The organism is [Clostridium] scindens ATCC 35704 (assembly GCF_004295125.1).
In the GTDB taxonomy this organism is placed as follows: domain Bacteria; phylum Bacillota; class Clostridia; order Lachnospirales; family Lachnospiraceae; genus Clostridium_AP; species Clostridium_AP scindens.
In genome coordinates, this window is the sequence record NZ_CP036170.1 from 787,633 (window position 1) to 802,638 (window position 15,006).

Annotated in this window: 21 protein-coding genes; 6 read left to right on the forward strand and 15 right to left on the reverse strand. The window is 42.9% G+C overall.

Features of this window, described 5'->3' with window-relative positions; genetic code table 11:
* From rpmG to HDCHBGLK_RS04100, 9 genes are all read right to left on the reverse strand, one after another.
* Positions 1–150, reverse strand: a complete 150-nt coding sequence (gene rpmG, locus HDCHBGLK_RS04065; RefSeq protein ID WP_005332089.1) for a 50S ribosomal protein L33 — start codon at positions 148–150, stop codon at positions 1–3.
* A gap of 299 nt (positions 151–449) precedes the next feature.
* Positions 450–1,061 carry a Spy0128 family protein gene (locus HDCHBGLK_RS04070; RefSeq protein ID WP_039909606.1) on the reverse strand — a complete coding sequence of 204 codons (612 nt, stop codon included), beginning with the start codon at positions 1,059–1,061 and terminating at the stop codon, positions 450–452.
* Positions 1,062–1,085: 24 nt separating this feature from the next.
* Entirely contained in the window at positions 1,086–1,895 is an 810-nt protein-coding gene (gene srtB, locus HDCHBGLK_RS04075) for a class B sortase (protein ID WP_004606421.1), read from the reverse strand.
* 53 nt (positions 1,896–1,948) lie between these two features.
* On the reverse strand, positions 1,949–2,926 hold the full coding sequence (locus HDCHBGLK_RS04080) for a DUF7601 domain-containing protein (protein WP_004606422.1): 978 nt from the start codon (positions 2,924–2,926) through the stop codon (positions 1,949–1,951).
* A gap of 84 nt (positions 2,927–3,010) precedes the next feature.
* The gene (lepB, locus tag HDCHBGLK_RS04085; protein ID WP_004606423.1) at positions 3,011–3,559 is read right to left on the reverse strand and encodes a signal peptidase I; all 549 of its coding nucleotides are present in this window, start codon (positions 3,557–3,559) and stop codon (positions 3,011–3,013) included.
* Positions 3,537–3,839: a hypothetical protein gene (locus HDCHBGLK_RS04090; protein WP_004606424.1), complete on the reverse strand. Its 303-nt coding sequence runs from the start codon at positions 3,837–3,839 to the stop codon at positions 3,537–3,539. The genes lepB and HDCHBGLK_RS04090 overlap by 23 nt, the downstream gene beginning before the upstream one ends.
* A gap of 14 nt (positions 3,840–3,853) precedes the next feature.
* Entirely contained in the window at positions 3,854–5,209 is a 1,356-nt protein-coding gene (locus HDCHBGLK_RS04095; RefSeq protein ID WP_004606425.1) for a DUF7601 domain-containing protein, read from the reverse strand.
* Between the two features lie 40 nt (positions 5,210–5,249).
* Positions 5,250–5,372 carry a hypothetical protein gene (locus tag HDCHBGLK_RS19535; protein ID WP_267899452.1) on the reverse strand — a complete coding sequence of 41 codons (123 nt, stop codon included), beginning with the start codon at positions 5,370–5,372 and terminating at the stop codon, positions 5,250–5,252.
* Between the two features lie 332 nt (positions 5,373–5,704).
* Positions 5,705–6,322, reverse strand: coding sequence for a recombinase family protein (locus HDCHBGLK_RS04100; protein ID WP_130574557.1), 618 nt, complete (start codon positions 6,320–6,322; stop codon positions 5,705–5,707).
* A 409-nt stretch (positions 6,323–6,731) separates the two neighbouring features.
* On the opposite strand from HDCHBGLK_RS04100, the gene HDCHBGLK_RS04105 reads away from it, so the two are divergent.
* Positions 6,732–7,670, forward strand: a complete 939-nt coding sequence (locus HDCHBGLK_RS04105) for a DnaJ C-terminal domain-containing protein (RefSeq protein ID WP_004606428.1) — start codon at positions 6,732–6,734, stop codon at positions 7,668–7,670.
* Positions 7,671–7,744: 74 nt separating this feature from the next.
* On the opposite strand, the gene HDCHBGLK_RS04110 is transcribed toward HDCHBGLK_RS04105, so the two are convergent.
* A complete protein-coding gene (locus tag HDCHBGLK_RS04110; RefSeq protein WP_130574646.1) occupies positions 7,745–8,905 on the reverse strand; it encodes a GNAT family N-acetyltransferase in 1,161 nt (386 codons plus the stop codon).
* Between the two features lie 33 nt (positions 8,906–8,938).
* Positions 8,939–9,163, reverse strand: a complete 225-nt coding sequence (locus HDCHBGLK_RS04115; RefSeq protein ID WP_004606430.1) for a hypothetical protein — start codon at positions 9,161–9,163, stop codon at positions 8,939–8,941.
* Positions 9,164–9,312: 149 nt separating this feature from the next.
* Between HDCHBGLK_RS04115 and HDCHBGLK_RS04120 the strand changes: the two genes are divergently transcribed.
* Positions 9,313–9,597 (forward strand): helix-turn-helix transcriptional regulator, encoded by a 285-nt coding sequence (locus tag HDCHBGLK_RS04120; RefSeq protein ID WP_004606431.1) that lies wholly within the window; start codon positions 9,313–9,315, stop codon positions 9,595–9,597.
* Positions 9,598–9,859: 262 nt separating this feature from the next.
* On the opposite strand, the gene HDCHBGLK_RS04125 is transcribed toward HDCHBGLK_RS04120, so the two are convergent.
* The 4 genes from HDCHBGLK_RS04125 to HDCHBGLK_RS04145 all read right to left on the reverse strand — a co-directional run bounded on the left by HDCHBGLK_RS04125 (position 9,860) and on the right by HDCHBGLK_RS04145 (position 13,219).
* Entirely contained in the window at positions 9,860–10,144 is a 285-nt protein-coding gene (locus HDCHBGLK_RS04125; RefSeq protein ID WP_004606432.1) for a hypothetical protein, read from the reverse strand.
* Between the two features lie 451 nt (positions 10,145–10,595).
* A complete protein-coding gene (gene pnuC / locus HDCHBGLK_RS04135) occupies positions 10,596–11,288 on the reverse strand; it encodes a nicotinamide riboside transporter PnuC (protein ID WP_004606434.1) in 693 nt (230 codons plus the stop codon).
* Between the two features lie 36 nt (positions 11,289–11,324).
* Positions 11,325–12,227 carry a PfkB family carbohydrate kinase gene (locus HDCHBGLK_RS04140; protein WP_004606435.1) on the reverse strand — a complete coding sequence of 301 codons (903 nt, stop codon included), beginning with the start codon at positions 12,225–12,227 and terminating at the stop codon, positions 11,325–11,327.
* Positions 12,206–13,219 carry an ADP-ribosylglycohydrolase family protein gene (locus HDCHBGLK_RS04145; RefSeq protein ID WP_004606436.1) on the reverse strand — a complete coding sequence of 338 codons (1,014 nt, stop codon included), beginning with the start codon at positions 13,217–13,219 and terminating at the stop codon, positions 12,206–12,208. Before HDCHBGLK_RS04145 ends, HDCHBGLK_RS04140 begins: the two co-directional genes overlap by 22 nt.
* A gap of 168 nt (positions 13,220–13,387) precedes the next feature.
* Between HDCHBGLK_RS04145 and HDCHBGLK_RS04150 the strand changes: the two genes are divergently transcribed.
* The 4 genes from HDCHBGLK_RS04150 (at position 13,388) to HDCHBGLK_RS19940 (ending at position 14,915) form a co-directional block, all read left to right on the forward strand.
* Positions 13,388–14,110 (forward strand): GntR family transcriptional regulator, encoded by a 723-nt coding sequence (locus HDCHBGLK_RS04150; protein ID WP_039909610.1) that lies wholly within the window; start codon positions 13,388–13,390, stop codon positions 14,108–14,110.
* Between the two features lie 66 nt (positions 14,111–14,176).
* Positions 14,177–14,335 carry a hypothetical protein gene (locus HDCHBGLK_RS19640; RefSeq protein WP_004606438.1) on the forward strand — a complete coding sequence of 53 codons (159 nt, stop codon included), beginning with the start codon at positions 14,177–14,179 and terminating at the stop codon, positions 14,333–14,335.
* A gap of 5 nt (positions 14,336–14,340) precedes the next feature.
* Complete coding sequence (locus tag HDCHBGLK_RS19645; protein WP_004606439.1) at positions 14,341–14,703, forward strand: iron-containing alcohol dehydrogenase; 363 nt, start codon at positions 14,341–14,343, stop codon at positions 14,701–14,703.
* Positions 14,700–14,915: an iron-containing alcohol dehydrogenase gene (locus HDCHBGLK_RS19940; RefSeq protein ID WP_004606440.1), complete on the forward strand. Its 216-nt coding sequence runs from the start codon at positions 14,700–14,702 to the stop codon at positions 14,913–14,915. Before HDCHBGLK_RS19645 ends, HDCHBGLK_RS19940 begins: the two co-directional genes overlap by 4 nt.
* The last annotated feature ends 91 nt before the right edge of the window (positions 14,916–15,006 follow it).

Genomic DNA, 15,006 nt, shown 5'->3' on the forward strand with positions numbered 1-15,006 from the left:
CTATTTTGTCTCTTTGTGCAATGTGTGTGACTTGCAGAACTTACAGTACTTCTTAGTCTCCATGCGCTCAGGATGTGTTTTCTTATCCTTCGTCATGTTGTAGTTACGCTGCTTGCATTCTGTACATTCCAATGTGATTCTTGTACGCACAACTTCCACCTCGCTTCATGTTTCTTGTGTTAACATTGTTACTGGTAGCTTGCGAGGCTACCCAAATTTTAGGCATAAAAAAAAGACCTACTTCCATTCGCTAGAATAGTGTATCACAGAAAGCCGGAAAATGCAAGTCCTCTTTTCTTCATATTGTCCGAGACTTGTCCGAGTGTCCGAGGAATTCTTATTTGGATCGAAACAATATGGCTTTTGGCCTTTGAATTCCTCGGATAATTGAAAATCTCGGATAAGGCGCGCTTATTTACTTTTAAGACAGCATAAAAAAGGATTTCGTCCTATTTTTCCGCTTTTTTTCTTATGCCAACATATATCATAACGATGACAACTGCGCTGATACCAATCAAACTCAGATAGTACATAGCATTGGATTCATCGCCTGTTTTTGGCCGCTCCTGCGGAACAGGCTCTATTTCATAGACATTTTCAAATGATACTCCTGCAAGCTTATCCAACTCCCCTTCCGGATAAAGCACTGCTGTCACTTCCATTCCGTCGCCATCTTCCGCATTAGTAACATAAACAGTTAATTCATACTTTGTCGTATCATAAGTGCATTTTGGATTTGTTCCAGGCTTCTGAGTAATGGTATATGTGTAAATACCCAGATTATCATATCTTATCTCCGGGAATTTCTTGCTCTCTGCTCCAGTCAGCGTCATTGTGCAGATACCGTCCTTTGAACCTTCCGGCATCGGATATGTCACATCGTCGGCAGCCATTTCTACCACAAATTCTTCTGCCTTCTCAGGAAGCGTTCCTTCAAGCGATATCTCTACCGGTATAGAAACACTTAAGTCTCCGGCAGCAAAAGCCATCTGCATCGGCAGCATAGCGCAAAGTACCGTCATACAAAGCGCTCTAACTATCTTGGTTATTCTCGTTCTCATCTTAACCCCTCCTACTCTCACTGTTTAACAAGGCTCCATCGCAGCCAGAATAATGGTTCGCGCATCTGTAAATTCAGACGAACAAGTCGATAACGCAAGAACCTGCAAATTGGAATCCTTCCTCAGTTCATTCACGGTATCTTGATGCAGGTGTAATGCATTCTTCTCTGCATAAGATATCAATCCATCTATGTCATTCTGCCACTGATTCGGCTCAAAGATATAATCATCCCCGGCCTCTATCAGAAGGCAGGCAAAGATTTCAAGTTTATAGCTCCTGTCAGGCAGGATCAGCATTCCTGTCGTATTTTTCGTAAAAAATGCCTCATCTTTATAAAGGTCCAGATCTCCGAACATACTCCCGTTCTTCATATGATGACCATAGAGAAGTGAATATCTGTCGGAGAATGTTCTGTCATTGCGGGAATCCAGAAAGATACTCCCGGCAAGGGCAAAATCACCATATACGTCCTGATTCAGATAGATCATATTATTTGCTCCCTGTAAAACAGGATAGTCCACCTTCGTATTATCAAGACTTACCCAGGCACATACGTCCGGGTTGATTGCAAGCAGTTCCTCGAAAGACGCTTTGTCCTGATCTGCATCAGGTTTTAATTTTTTCATATCCGCCTGCACATCTTCGGCAGCGGCATAGATCCGGTTGTTGTCCCACAATGCATAAACTGCATATAGCCCTGCAGCACATAGCGATAAGACAACAATGAAGTTGATAATAGTATTTGCGGCTTTTAAAAGGATTTTCGATACTTTCATAACTACCGGCCCGTCAGGCAGCCGCACTCCTTTCCATATCTGTTGTTCCAGTTTCACAGAGGGCCGCCTCTGGCCCTCTGTACCGGATAGTTTTCACTAATTCTTGATTATTATCTTACGCGTGCGAAACGTCTCTTAGCAAAGAATACTACGATTCCTACGAAAGCAGCTGCAAGAAGCAACAGATATGGCAGATTGTCCATACCAATTCCTGTATCAACAGTTGTACCTTTTTCGTTGTTAACAGTTGCTGCACCTGTTGTATCTGCCGCAATAGTACCTTTTTCACCTGTATATGTAACAGTGTATCCCTTAGAAGGATCACTTCCATTTGTATCTGTTCCAGCATGTTTACTCTGCTCTACTACTTCATAAGTAACGCCAGCTGGAATGTTGTTGAAAGTAACTAAGGCATCCTTGTGTGCAAGTGAAAGAGTCTTTGTTACTGTCCAAACATCGCCTGTCTTTACCCACTCATTCACTGCGATATCTGCTGCACCTGAAATTGCACTCTTAACCTCTTTAGTAGATGTAAATTTTACATCGATATCAAACTTCTGTGTCTTGCTTGCCAGGTTACCGGAAACATTCTTTTTAACTGATAAGTTTCCAAGATCATACTTATTAACAATTTCGTCAATTTTTCCTTCTTTTCCATCAGTTGTTGTAAATGCTGTTGTTGCAACCAAATTGTCATTTTCATCATAAGCTACAAGAACCTGAACTCCGAAAGAATTTGGTGCATAAGTAACACCCTGTGTAGTTCCTGCAACTTCTGAAACTGTATAGTTCCATTTTCCTACTTTAGAGTAAGTCGGAACAGTAACTACAACACTACCAGGGTTTGATGCAACTGTATGATCTGCAATTGTAATCATAGTTCCATCCGGGTTCCCTTCATCGGCAGTTACGCTAAATTTCAACGTTTCGGTTGGGAATGTAGCCGGAGTCTCACCTGCTGAAGTCTCATACCGTTTTTCGAATGTAAAAGTCTTTGCCTCTGAAGATGTACCGTCTGCTGCAAATGCAACATTACTCATGCCCAAAACTAGCGTAAGCGCAAGCATGATCGAAGCTAATTTTTTCATATGATTTTCCTCCTCATATCTTGTGAATTTGTAATCTATGCTGATTCTGCCTTCCTGACAGAATGAAGCAACTAATATATTTACTTACAGTCCCTGTCTGCGAAGGATGGTAATTGCCTTTCCCTTCACATCTTTCATGGGAACCGTTCCAAAATCCCGGCTATCTTTCGCCCGGGTGCGATAATCTCCCAACAGGAATATTTCACCTTCCGGTATCTCTAACGGATATTTCAATCCGTCTTTGGCGTAAGTTGGATACAGGATTTCCCCACCCTGTGTGGTTCCATTTACCTGAAGTTCTCCACTTTCATCCATCATTACCCTGTCACTACCCCTGGCCGCAATACGCCCAATGTGCGTGTTTCCGTCTACCATGCAGACGACCACATCGTCCTTGACGTAATCCTTCTGCAGGCGAAATCCGATAACCAGATCCCCATCTTTAATCGCTGGAAACATATCATTTCCTTTAGCCTGTGTAATAAAGAATACCTTAGAAAACAGGAACCATCCTAACAGAGCAAGGAACAAGATTCGAAATAAAAGACGAATCCATTCCTTTCTCTCCAGCACACTGTTTCTGCGCCGCCTGATTACCTGCTCCGGCGTCTCAGATTGATTTTTCTGTTGCATTACCTGTTTTCTCCTGTCTCGGTTCACTCTTTCTCCGTCGTTGTACTGGTTTTTCCCCCGGCTTAGTCGAATGGGATATCTGTTCTTCTAAAAGAGCATCATATCTTGCCCGTTCCGCCGAAAGCGCTGATTCATACATAGAGTTGAGTTCCTCGATTTTCTTCCATACATCCGCTTCTTCTACACCACCGAAAAAAGCCTTCTTAAATCGAACTTCCTGAAGCCATTTACTAATACGCTGCTGTTCATGATTGAGCGGACGTGAACGAGTTTTCTTCATAAATGCCACCCGGCTTAGTTTCCGTTATGGCGTCTGCGTTTTCTTATGAATGCCACTACACCTGCAGCCACTACTGCAAGAATGAGAATATATGGCAGAGAATCAAGTGCGACACCTGTGTCAATAGTACCCTCTCTGTGATTCTCTACAATGATCTGGACAGGTCCTGTTGCTCCAACTGGAATAGTATAACTATGATCTGCTCCCAGTGTTATGTTGCCGACCTTAATTGTCATCTTATAATCCGTAGCGCCACTCTCTGAAATAGTCAGTGTTGAACCAATTCTGACACCATTCAGCATTACCTTATCTTCATGACCAAGAGCAAATGTTGCAGTCTTCTTATCAGCAGAAAGCGTGTAGCCTTCTCCTGCCTCCATCGCTTCTGTACAGTTTACAGTAAAGCCGAACTCTTCATTTCTGTCTCCTATATTTCCTGTGATAAGCTTCTGAATCTCTACAGAAGTGGTTGTCGGGGTATAGGTGTTAGTGATGCTGATATCCGGATTGCTGGCTGCCGAAATACTGTAATTAAGCGTTGCAACATGGCTCCAGTTACTTGTGTTTGCAAGAATTACTTCCTCTGTATCCGGATTATACCTCAAACTTTTCCCTTGCACGGTATATGGTCCGTTTCCGTTTGTAGAAATACTATAAAAATTAACCGGTGTTTTCCAGTTACCTCCGATACCAGTTACCGCTGCCGTTACTGTTGCTCTCTGAGATGCGGTAAGTGGAGTCTTGGATATTACAACACACCCATCCTTTCCTGTCAGAGCCGCTGCGAATAAAACATTCTGATCTCCATCAATTTTTACAGGCCAGTTTGTATGACTGCACTCGGTGTATACATCCGATGTCACTTTAAAGTCTGCTGCTTTGACTTCAACATCCGCTCCTGTACCGCTTGTTGCCAGGCTATATCCTGGAACCTCCGCTCCGGACTCTGTTACAGAATAAACTCCGACTGCTGCATTGTCTATTCTCCATTGCCATGTGAGTCCATCTGCACCTCTACTTATTACATTACTACTATCCAACGTATAAGGTGTTCCGCTTTGATTAGTCACCTGTATCTGAAATTCTGCCGGAATCTGATTCACTGTAATTCCCCGGAAAGTCTTTCCCACAAGGATATAATTCGCATCCGGATTTATATCTGCATAGGTTGCGATACCCTGATTTGCTAGTTCCGCCCCCATATCCGCATGCTGCTCGTCATCTGTTACAGGCTCTGTTAACGCTTGTATCTCTGCTTCATTTTCTGCTGTGTTTTCCTCCGGCGCCGCCAGTACGCTGATATTCATTGCCATAACCATCACTAATACCAACATTGCAGACAACCACCGCTTACGTTTTCCTGATTTCATTGTTACACTCCTTCCTCTCTTCCTTATCTATATGTCGACGCTATTTTCTATCCGTCTCATAAGTCACACGATTCTTCTTTTGCCCGCTCACTCCATCTTTAGTAATGGCACAGGCATCCACTGCTCCGATAATTGCCATGTACCAGTCCACTTTCTGATACACCGATCTCATTTCCACGAATTACATTTTGCGGGTATAACGCTCCCTCCTTACTTTCCTGTACGCTTACGTTTCACACCTAGTTCTTACCCGGCATACAGGTTCTTCCTAACCACTACAGCCATCTCTTCTGTGGATTCATGCACGAAAAATCAGACTTTTTCGTTCGGAAGTGTTATAGTATATAAACGTATAGGATAGTGCCCGTCTACACCGTGTAAATGGTGTTGCCGGATATAAACTATACCAAAACCATATGGATATGTAGTAAAATAGTGTTTTGTTTACTGACTTCTTTTGTCTGAAAAAGGGAACGGAAAAGTCTACCTTTTCTATCAAATATTTCCAGTTTCTCTATTTGTTTCCCTCGCCCACCGGAGAAATGTATCTTGTGCAATACCGAGTTTCTGTGCCGCCTGCCTGGAACTTATCTCCCCCTCTTTCCATGCTCTGCATAGCATCGGAAATTCCGGTGGTTTCGGAATTTTGGGTCTTCCGAAACTTACTCCTCTTTGCTTCGCCGCCACAATTCCTTCTCTTTGCCTCTGCCGTATATTTTCTCTCTCGGTTTGTGCCACATAGGAAAGAATCTGAAGTACCATATCTGCTACAAAGGTACCTGTCAGATCTTTACCTGTCTGACACGTATCCAGAAGCGGCATATCCAGAACAACAATATCGGCCTTCTTCTCCTTTGTAATTATCCGCCATTGTTCCAGAATCTCTTCGTAATTTCTTCCCAAACGGTCAATGGATTTGATAACCAGACAGTCGCCGGCACGAAGTTTTTTGGTCAGTTTGCGATACCCGGGGCGTTCGAAATTCTTTCCACTCAGTTTATCCATGTAAATATTTTTCTCCTTCACCGGAAACGCTTTCAACGCGATAATCTGTCTGTCCTCATTCTGCTCTTTTGTCGATACACGCACATATCCGTATACTTGTTTTTCCATTTCAAAAACCTCCGTTCTTCAGTATTTTCCTATTATCCCTCTTTTCTTTCATTTTAATTAATCCTGAATCCATGAAGTTCAAACTCTCTTAATTGCAGTTTCGCCTGTTGGGTGACGTGATTTTCTGCTATAATCTTCTCAGTCAATCTCGTTTCACGAGGAGACTAAGCCATGATAGACATTAAAATTAAAATAAGCGATCCAGCCGGATGAATGTTACGCCCAACCGTTCACATAAATTTTTATAACAAACTTGACATCACAAAATCTATTTGTTATATTACACATAGAACAATCAGGCAGCGTTGAATGATGAATGCCTTATCATACACATTGTCCGATCACTTGCCTAAGCCAGTCAGGATTTTCGACCTATTAGCGCGGTCAGATTTAAAGGAGGTGGTCTTTAATGGGAACAAAAAGAGATTATTATGAGATATTGGGAATAGAAAAGAATGCAGATGCGGGAAAGATCAAGTCCGCATACCGAAAACTGGCAAAGAAATATCACCCCGACACGAATTCCGGGGATGCTGTGGCAGAGCAGAAGTTTAAAGAGGTCACGGAAGCATATAATATTCTTAGCGATCCGGAAAAAAAGAAACTGTACGACCAGTTCGGCCATGCCGGCCCAGATGGCGGTCCGGCCGATTCCGGCTTCTATCAAAGCGGGGATATAGATGACCTCTTCGGCGATATCTTTGGCGACCTCTTCAGAGGCCGGCAGTCAGGCAGTTTCCGCCAGGGAGGATTCCGCCAGGAGTCATTCCGGCAAAAAGGCGGCAATCTCCATGCCGATATATCCGTTACCTTCGAAGAGGCAGCCTTCGGCTGCGATAAGGTTATCACCCTTTCAAGCCCGGAGAAAGGCCAGCCGCCCCAGACTCTCAAAGTCCGCATCCCTGCCGGGATAGACAGCGGAAAGAGCATACGGCTTCGTGGCAAGGGAATGCCGGGAAGCAGCGGCGGCGAGCCCGGCGATCTGCTTCTAAAAGTATCCGTTTTAAAGAAATCCGGCTTTGAGCGTAAGGGATTAGATATCTACACCACCGCGGACATTCCTTTTACGGTCGCCGCGCTTGGCGGAGAGGCTTATGTACAGACCCTTGCGGGAATCGTTCTGTGCAAGATCCAGCCAGGCACCCAGTCAGGCACTAAGATCCGACTCAGAGGCAAAGGCATCGTGTCCATGAAGGACTCTTCCGTTCACGGCGATCAATATGTCACCGTACGGATTCAGGTTCCAAGGAATCTAAGTCCGGAGGCGAGAAAGAAACTGCTGGAATTCGACGCGGTCTATAAAGGCACATCCTCCGACAGCGGCCGGCATGCTACAAGTTCCAGCTAATACATGAACAAATGGCATGATATCCCAGGCAAGACGATAAATGTGATCGTCCGCCTAAGAGCATCATGCCATGATCATTCTGTCTCCCTTTGAACCGAGAACGCCAAGTGGGGCATATACTTATTGTAATAGTTCTTCACGCACTTCCCCGCTACCGTCATTTTGTTTCGCTTTGCGACATTCTGGGACGCAATATTGTTGTCTCGAATAATCGAATACACTTCTTTTGCCCCCAAAATGTCAAACGCATATTTCTTACATGCAATTGCAGCCTCAGTCGCGTAGCCCTTATGCCAGAAATCCTTCGCCAGAAGATATCCTACCTCAAGCACCTGCTCCCCATTCAGGTCCTGCATCGTCAATCCGCATTGGCCGATCACCTCTCCGGTTTCTTCCAGCACTACCGCCCACAGGCCAAATCCATCATTTTCATACCGATTTAACTGCAATTCCAGCCACTCCCGAGCCTCCTTGTCATCAAATGCATGCTCATACGCATACATGACCTCTTCATCCTTTAGCATCCTGCACAGCGCCTCGTAGTCCTCCCGGCGTATCTCGCGCAGATAGAGCCTATCTGTTTTCAATATGGCCTCAATCGGAGTAAAGATTGCATCGCACTGGTTTAAAAAGGCCCAGTAGCAATCACCGTAGGACCAATGCCACCATTCCGTAGGATAATTTGCAAATCCGGCCTTTTCCATAATGTCGATCAATATCTTCCGGTTTCTTCGGGCCTCTTCGCTAATATAGTCTGAATATAAATAGGTACGGTTCTCCGGCTCAAGCGGAACCGCGTTGTATACCGTCCCCATATCCTGTTCCTCTCCATCCTTTAGAAGCGTTAGATCGATGGCCCCGCCGGTGGGGTGTCCGGCAACCTTCACCGGCGCCACAAACTGGCAAGTCATCTTATATATCTCCTCATCGCTTCTGGCGGGATACATCTTCTTATAGTCCTGATATGCCGTTTCAAAACTCTTCTTCTGCTGGGACAGCGGCCTGTAGGCTTCTTTTATCAGTATCTGATAGCCCGGCGGCAGATATCCGGCGGCCTCCTTTAACATCTCTGCCACAGAACGCCTTGCATGGCAGAAAAAGTCTGACTGGTTCTTGATCTGGCTTCTGCTTTCATCAACCAATATGTCTTTGTGGATGCCCTTAAGAGATGCTAGTTCTTCCTGGTTCTCTCCGACTGCTATGTTAGAAATTCGTTCATCATCTAATAGTACCACTTCTCTTCCCTCCATTCTCCTTCGTTTCATCCATTATAAACTATATTCGGCAATAGGGGAGAAAATCAAAAGATTGTGTTTTTTATTCTCTATTATAAACTTTTCGACTTCCTGTACGCTGCCATTCTTATCCGCGTACATCATCTGACACGCGCTTTTATTATCCGGCGCCTCATGCTTCCCCCTCTCCGTCGCCTGGCTGCTGCAAGCGCCAAACAAGAGAAATATTACCAGGATCATGCAAATATTCTTAATCATTCTCTCCACTCCTCCTTAGTTCTCATATCCGTCTGCATTTTACAAACAATATAACATCTTTTAAGCCAGTTGTCAATTTATACCATCATTTTGATAATGCAATATCATTAAGATTATTTTACCATAATATATATAAAAAGGAGCATTCAATGATGATTGCAGATAAGATCAAACAATTGAGAACATCACGGGATATGACCCAGAGCGATCTGGCCAAAAAACTGAATATAACCAGAAGCAGCGTCAATGCATGGGAAATGGGACTGTCTACCCCTTCCACCGCTTATCTGGTGGAACTTTCACAGCTGTTCCACGTCTCAACCGATTACTTATTAGGGCTTTCCGGCAATGCTACCTTGGATATCTCGAACCTATCGGAAAAAGAAGTTCAGATTGTCTACGACCTGGTACAGTACTTCCGAGACAAGAAATAAAGGGTTGTCGGTTAATACCGATTTTTAGTTCCTAAATTTCAAAATAAGAATCCCCCATAGAATTCAGTGTTTCTCAGCACTTGATATTCTGCGGGAGATTCTTTCAGAAAACACTTCTCTATGATCACTTTGAGAATCTTCTCTTTGCATACTCAGACTTTTTTAGAACCACGGGAGCGCCTGCATAACAACAGTCACCACAATCGTACAAACATCGTGCTGCTTCCATAACAGATATCAAATCCGGCAAATGTGGAATGTTTCAGTGCGAGAATCCTGCCACAAATCCTCCAAGAATAATTCCCACACTGGCAAATATACTCGCATAAAACTGTGCTTCTGTGAAGTTCATGAAAAACCATGCAATCTGTTTTGGCACAGAATCTAATATTCCACTAACCAAGTTTTTATAATCAAACGTCTGATTGAGCCCGCTCAATGCAGTTAAGCCAAAATGGAATCCAAGGCCTATCACGATACTGATTGCGAATCCTGCAAGAGATCCTGTCATCCTGTTCTTCCCCTGTAATTTTACTGTCTCACCCATTTTTGCCTCCTATAAATAACATTCTTCCATGTAGTTACTGTAAAGCGTCGCATGTAATCTCTGCCGGACGCCCGGAACGCTGGATATCAAAAAGAGCTGCGTCAACACCACCTTGCTTATATTTAGAGATGCACAGACGTACTGTTGCTGACTGCAAGTTTCTCAGCAATTTCAATAAAGGTCATACCATCTGTTGTCTTCCTCTGACAGGGCAAGATATGTTCTCTTCATAGTATTCATCCTTTCTTAGATAACACTATTTTGCCACACATTATCCAAAAAAGATATATAGCGACTATTTAATTTATGATGTACTAGTTACAGTATTTCGAACTATTTTTAAACCTGATCACAGTCAGGCTGACAGAAAAAATACTCCGGCTGCTTTTCAGTAACCGGAGTATTTATTTGGAAAGAATAATCTGTAAGGACTCTGAAAATAAGGGGTGCTTTAATGATTCTCGCTATTTTTCGCAGCAAGTTTTTTCCAGTTGTAATATCCGTACATGGAGTTGAATAAATAAGCAACCCACATCACAACCATTGTGACTGCAGAAGAGTCTTTTCCAATCAGGAGAATCCACATAATGACGGATACGACATTTACAATGATCCATAACAGCCACTGTTCTGCGTAACGTGCAACCTGCATTATCAAGGCAATGACAGAGAAGACGGTTGACATGGCATCAATCAAAGCAAGCTGTCCGCCGAGATGAGTCAGAATCTGCCAGTAGATGATAACGATCACAGCTGTGGCAATCAAAAGAATTACGATTTGTTTTGGCGTCAGAGCTTTCCCTTCCACTTCACCGCTTTCTTCATCTTTATGTCTCGACCAAAGGTAGAAACCAACAAAGTTCATTGGAATGTAGTAAAAGGCATTTAACATGAATTCACCATATAAATGGTTATTAAATGTCAGATAAGCGTAAATAGCGACATTGATCGTTGCAAAGAAATAAGTGCTTACTTTTCCTTTTGCGGCGAGAACAACTCCCAGAATTCCAGTGATTCCACTGATCAGAGCCAGTGTATTATCTCCCCAGATGACACTCAGTACAATCATAATAACAGTCGATAAAACCAGCCAGCATATTTCGAATTTACTCCAGCCTTTAAAAAAGTCTTTTACTTTACTCATGATTTGTTTCCTTTCTCTAAATGTTTTTTTCAAATTTTAATCTTGTTTTGCATCTTCAAATTCTTCCGTTGTAATGACAGGTCCTTTGACACTGACTACTTTCGCGGAAATCCGATTTGCCATGGCAATTGCTTCCGGAAATGAGTTCCCCATCGTTCGCATTGCAATGACAGCACCGATATGGGAATCACCAGCACCAATCGTATCGACAACAGTTGCCTGTTTTGAAGGGACTAAGGTGTGAATTCCTTTTTCGAAAAGGTGTACCCCTTGTTTTCCCAATGTGATTAAAACTGTATTTCCGGTTGATTTAGAAAGCATTTCTGCAGCCTGAGTGATATCGTCTGTATTTGTGGAAGTTACAGCTTCCAATTCATTCAGATGCATGACTGGATGAAGTGCATACATACGTTTCGATTTTTCCGGATCAATATAAGTGATTCTTGGGCCGGGGGCATAATAAACGGTCAATTCTTGATTGGACTCCAGGAAATTTAAAATGGCATCACCGCCTTCTCCTTCTAATTCATATCCACTCACATAAACAGAGTCATAAGAATCTACAGGAAGGGCAGAAAACCATTCCTCTTGAAAATGACATTCGATTCCGGGGACGGTTAAGAATGTCCGTTCTCCGTCTGCTTCTACCATGCAGAGACAGTATCCGTTATCAGAATCTTCGCAGTGGACAGGACTTTCGTGCCCGGCTTTTTTTAGTTCTTTGCGAATGAAATCCGCATACATTCCGGTTCCGATTGGCGCGAACAATGTGTAGTTTACACCGAAATGTTTTAAAATGTCTGCTACATTATACGCACAGCCTCCAACCATCATGGATTGTCCCTTGGCATAGACATCTGTTCCGGATTTTGGGATCTGGTCAATTTCCATAACGATATCGAGCATAGCTGCACCAATTACGATACATCCTTTTCCCATTTGATCTGCCCCCTTTTTTCTACGATTGCATCTGCATATTTTGTAAAATCAATCTTGTTTGCCTTTTGGATCAAAGCAATATCTTTTTCAGGAATTTCGGATATTCCCTGAGCTGCTCCACAAATGGCAGCAGCCATTGCCCCGATCGTATCGGTATCACCACCTAAGTTTGCACAGAGTAACGCACATTTTCTAACATCAAAGCTGTAATAAGCAATTGCCAGAGCAGCAGGAACAGATTCAGAAGTATTTACACCTGCTCCGACAACATTGTATAAATTTTCTAAAAATGCAGTTTCATCATCTGCGTAAGCTTGTGCCAGACGGACACCAAGCTTTGTTCTTGCTCCCAAAGACGGACTGGGAGTAGAAGCGCCAAGATTCATTGCGTATTTTTCTACGGAAAGCGCATCTTCGATCATTTTTTCGCGATCATTGTGTTCCAGCGCAGAGGCAACTGCCATCGCGATCATAGAAGCACCGGCAATCGTAATATCACTTGTATGTGTCACGCTGGATACTGCTGCAACGTAGCGACATAACTCTTCTTTTTGTGTTGTGGAAAATAATGTCCCGATCGGTGCAATCCGCATTGCAGCACCGTTGGATACGGATTCATCCGAGAATTCCTTGGCACTTTTTCCTTCCTGGAAAAGTTTCAAAGCAACTTTTGATGTTGGACCTAAAATATTATTTTCAAAAGCATGTACCTTTTCGGCCCAGTCTAAAATGTGTGTGGCAATACTTTGACTATTCGGAACAAAATCTGTTTCTATTAAGCTGTCCAAGATAGTCAATGCCTGGCTTGTGTCATCGGTAAACTGACCTGCTTTGTACTGATAGGAAATGATATTTTCCGGGCAGCCATCTAAAAAGTCTGTGATTTTACCGTAATATTCCAGGCAACGTTTCCGACTCCACAATTCTGGCGGCATTCCCATCGCATCGCCGATTGCCATTCCATATAAGGTACCTAATACGTGGTTCTTCATGTTATTACATCCCCTTTCCACTTGTTATAATAAGTTAAAGTCTGGGAAAATACAATTCATAAAATCCACAAAAAATCAAGAGAAAATTTGTTGACTTGTTATAATAAGCGGTTTGAAATGATATCTTTTTTGGAGTATAATGATATATACAGGGCAGGAGGAATTTGTATGAAAAAAACACCAAAGTACGCACAGATAGAAGCGGAACTGATCGCACAGATAGAATCAGGAAAACTTGCTCCGGGAGCAGAGCTTCCAAGTGAATCCGATTTGATCGAATGTTATGATGTAAGTCGTGTAACAGTCCGTCGTGCAATTGATGAGTTGTATCATCAAGGATATGTTGAAAAAATGCAGGGAAAAAGAGCGTGTGTCAAAGAAAAAGTAAAACTTCAGGAATTGACTTCGGTTTCCAGTTATACAGAAGAAATCATCCGCCAAGGGATGACACCCTCTCGTGAATTATTGTCATCCGGACTTCGTGTCTGCACGAAGGAAGAGGCAGAACAGCTCGGGTTAAAAAAAGCGGATCCGGTTTTTTTTATGGAGCGAATTTATTTTGCGGATGGATCTCCATTGTGTTTTACAAGTACAGTGCTGCCTTATCAATTATTCAGAGAGATTGAAACCTATGATTTTGAACAAAATTCCCTGTACCAGATTTTGGAGGAACGGTATCATATCCAGATTACCACGACTTCTTTAAAATTAAAAGCTGTCTCTGCATACGGAAATATCTCCAAATCTTTGAATGTAGAAGAGGATACGCCGCTGTTATATTCTGACGGTATTACATATGGGATTCAGAAAGATCAGGAAGTACCGATTGAGCTGTTTCAAAACTATTATTTGACCAGCCGGTTCGAATATTCGCTGATTCAACGTCGATAACAATGTCGGTTTATAGATGTAAAGATATTGCTCCTGTACAAATTGGAAAAATGGAGTTAAAATTTGGTGAAAGCATTAGAAGGAGGTCGTAATATGCAAAATTTTGATTTTTATTCACCTACATACTTTGCGTTTGGAAAAGGCAAAGAGAACGAAGTGGGAACACTTGTAAAACGATTCGGCGGGACAAAAGTACTGCTAATGGAGCTTATGACAGTGTTGTAAGATCATTGAATAACGCCGGAATTCCATTTGTAGAATTGGGTGGGGTAAAACCGAACCCAAGAAGCGGACTTGTATATGAAGGGATTGATCTTTACCGCAGAGAAGGAGTTGACTTTATTCTTGCAGTTGGAGGCGGAAGTTCGATAGACTCTGCAAAAGCAATTGCACTGGGGGTGCCTTATGCTGGAGATTTCTGGGATTTCTATGAGACAGATCGTATCGTCACAGAAGCGCTTCCGGTTGGAACCGTTTTAACAATTGCAGCAGCAGGCAGTGAAGGTTCAAGTGGTTCCGTGATCACAAACGAAGAGAGTCTTTTGAAATGGTCTGTAGGCGGTGACGCGACCGTCCGAAATTCTCTGTATTGAATCCAGAGTATACATGTACACTGGGGGCATATCAGACAGCCAGTGGTATTACAGACATTTTAGTTCATGTTATAGAGCGTTATTTTACAAACACAAGACATGTTGAGACAACAGACCGTGTGTGTGAAGCTATTATGACCAGTGTGATCACAGAGGCTTCGAAGGTGATGGCAAATCTTCAGGATTATGAGACCCGTGCCAATATTATGTAGGCTGGAATGATCGCGCATAATAACATAGCAGGTGTAGGAAGAGAAAAGGATTGGGCAACACATGATATTGAACATACAGGGAACGTTCTAT

Coding starts and splice junctions, on each gene's coding strand:
- HDCHBGLK_RS04145 (WP_004606436.1), bottom strand. CDS start 13,219: ATGAAGAACCACGTATTAGGTACCTTATATGGAATGGCAATCGGCGAT.
- HDCHBGLK_RS04070 (WP_039909606.1), bottom strand. CDS start 1,061: ATGAGAACGAGAATAACCAAGATAGTTAGAGCGCTTTGTATGACGGTA.
- HDCHBGLK_RS04090 (WP_004606424.1), bottom strand. CDS start 3,839: ATGAAGAAAACTCGTTCACGTCCGCTCAATCATGAACAGCAGCGTATT.
- HDCHBGLK_RS04080 (WP_004606422.1), bottom strand. CDS start 2,926: ATGAAAAAATTAGCTTCGATCATGCTTGCGCTTACGCTAGTTTTGGGC.
- HDCHBGLK_RS04100 (WP_130574557.1), bottom strand. CDS start 6,322: ATGGAAAAACAAGTATACGGATATGTGCGTGTATCGACAAAAGAGCAG.
- lepB (WP_004606423.1), bottom strand. CDS start 3,559: ATGCAACAGAAAAATCAATCTGAGACGCCGGAGCAGGTAATCAGGCGG.
- HDCHBGLK_RS04150 (WP_039909610.1), top strand. CDS start 13,388: ATGAAAAAAACACCAAAGTACGCACAGATAGAAGCGGAACTGATCGCA.
- pnuC (WP_004606434.1), bottom strand. CDS start 11,288: ATGAGTAAAGTAAAAGACTTTTTTAAAGGCTGGAGTAAATTCGAAATA.
- HDCHBGLK_RS04105 (WP_004606428.1), top strand. CDS start 6,732: ATGGGAACAAAAAGAGATTATTATGAGATATTGGGAATAGAAAAGAAT.
- HDCHBGLK_RS04095 (WP_004606425.1), bottom strand. CDS start 5,209: ATGAAATCAGGAAAACGTAAGCGGTGGTTGTCTGCAATGTTGGTATTA.
- HDCHBGLK_RS04125 (WP_004606432.1), bottom strand. CDS start 10,144: ATGGGTGAGACAGTAAAATTACAGGGGAAGAACAGGATGACAGGATCT.
- HDCHBGLK_RS04140 (WP_004606435.1), bottom strand. CDS start 12,227: ATGGGAAAAGGATGTATCGTAATTGGTGCAGCTATGCTCGATATCGTT.
- HDCHBGLK_RS04115 (WP_004606430.1), bottom strand. CDS start 9,163: ATGATTAAGAATATTTGCATGATCCTGGTAATATTTCTCTTGTTTGGC.
- HDCHBGLK_RS04120 (WP_004606431.1), top strand. CDS start 9,313: ATGATGATTGCAGATAAGATCAAACAATTGAGAACATCACGGGATATG.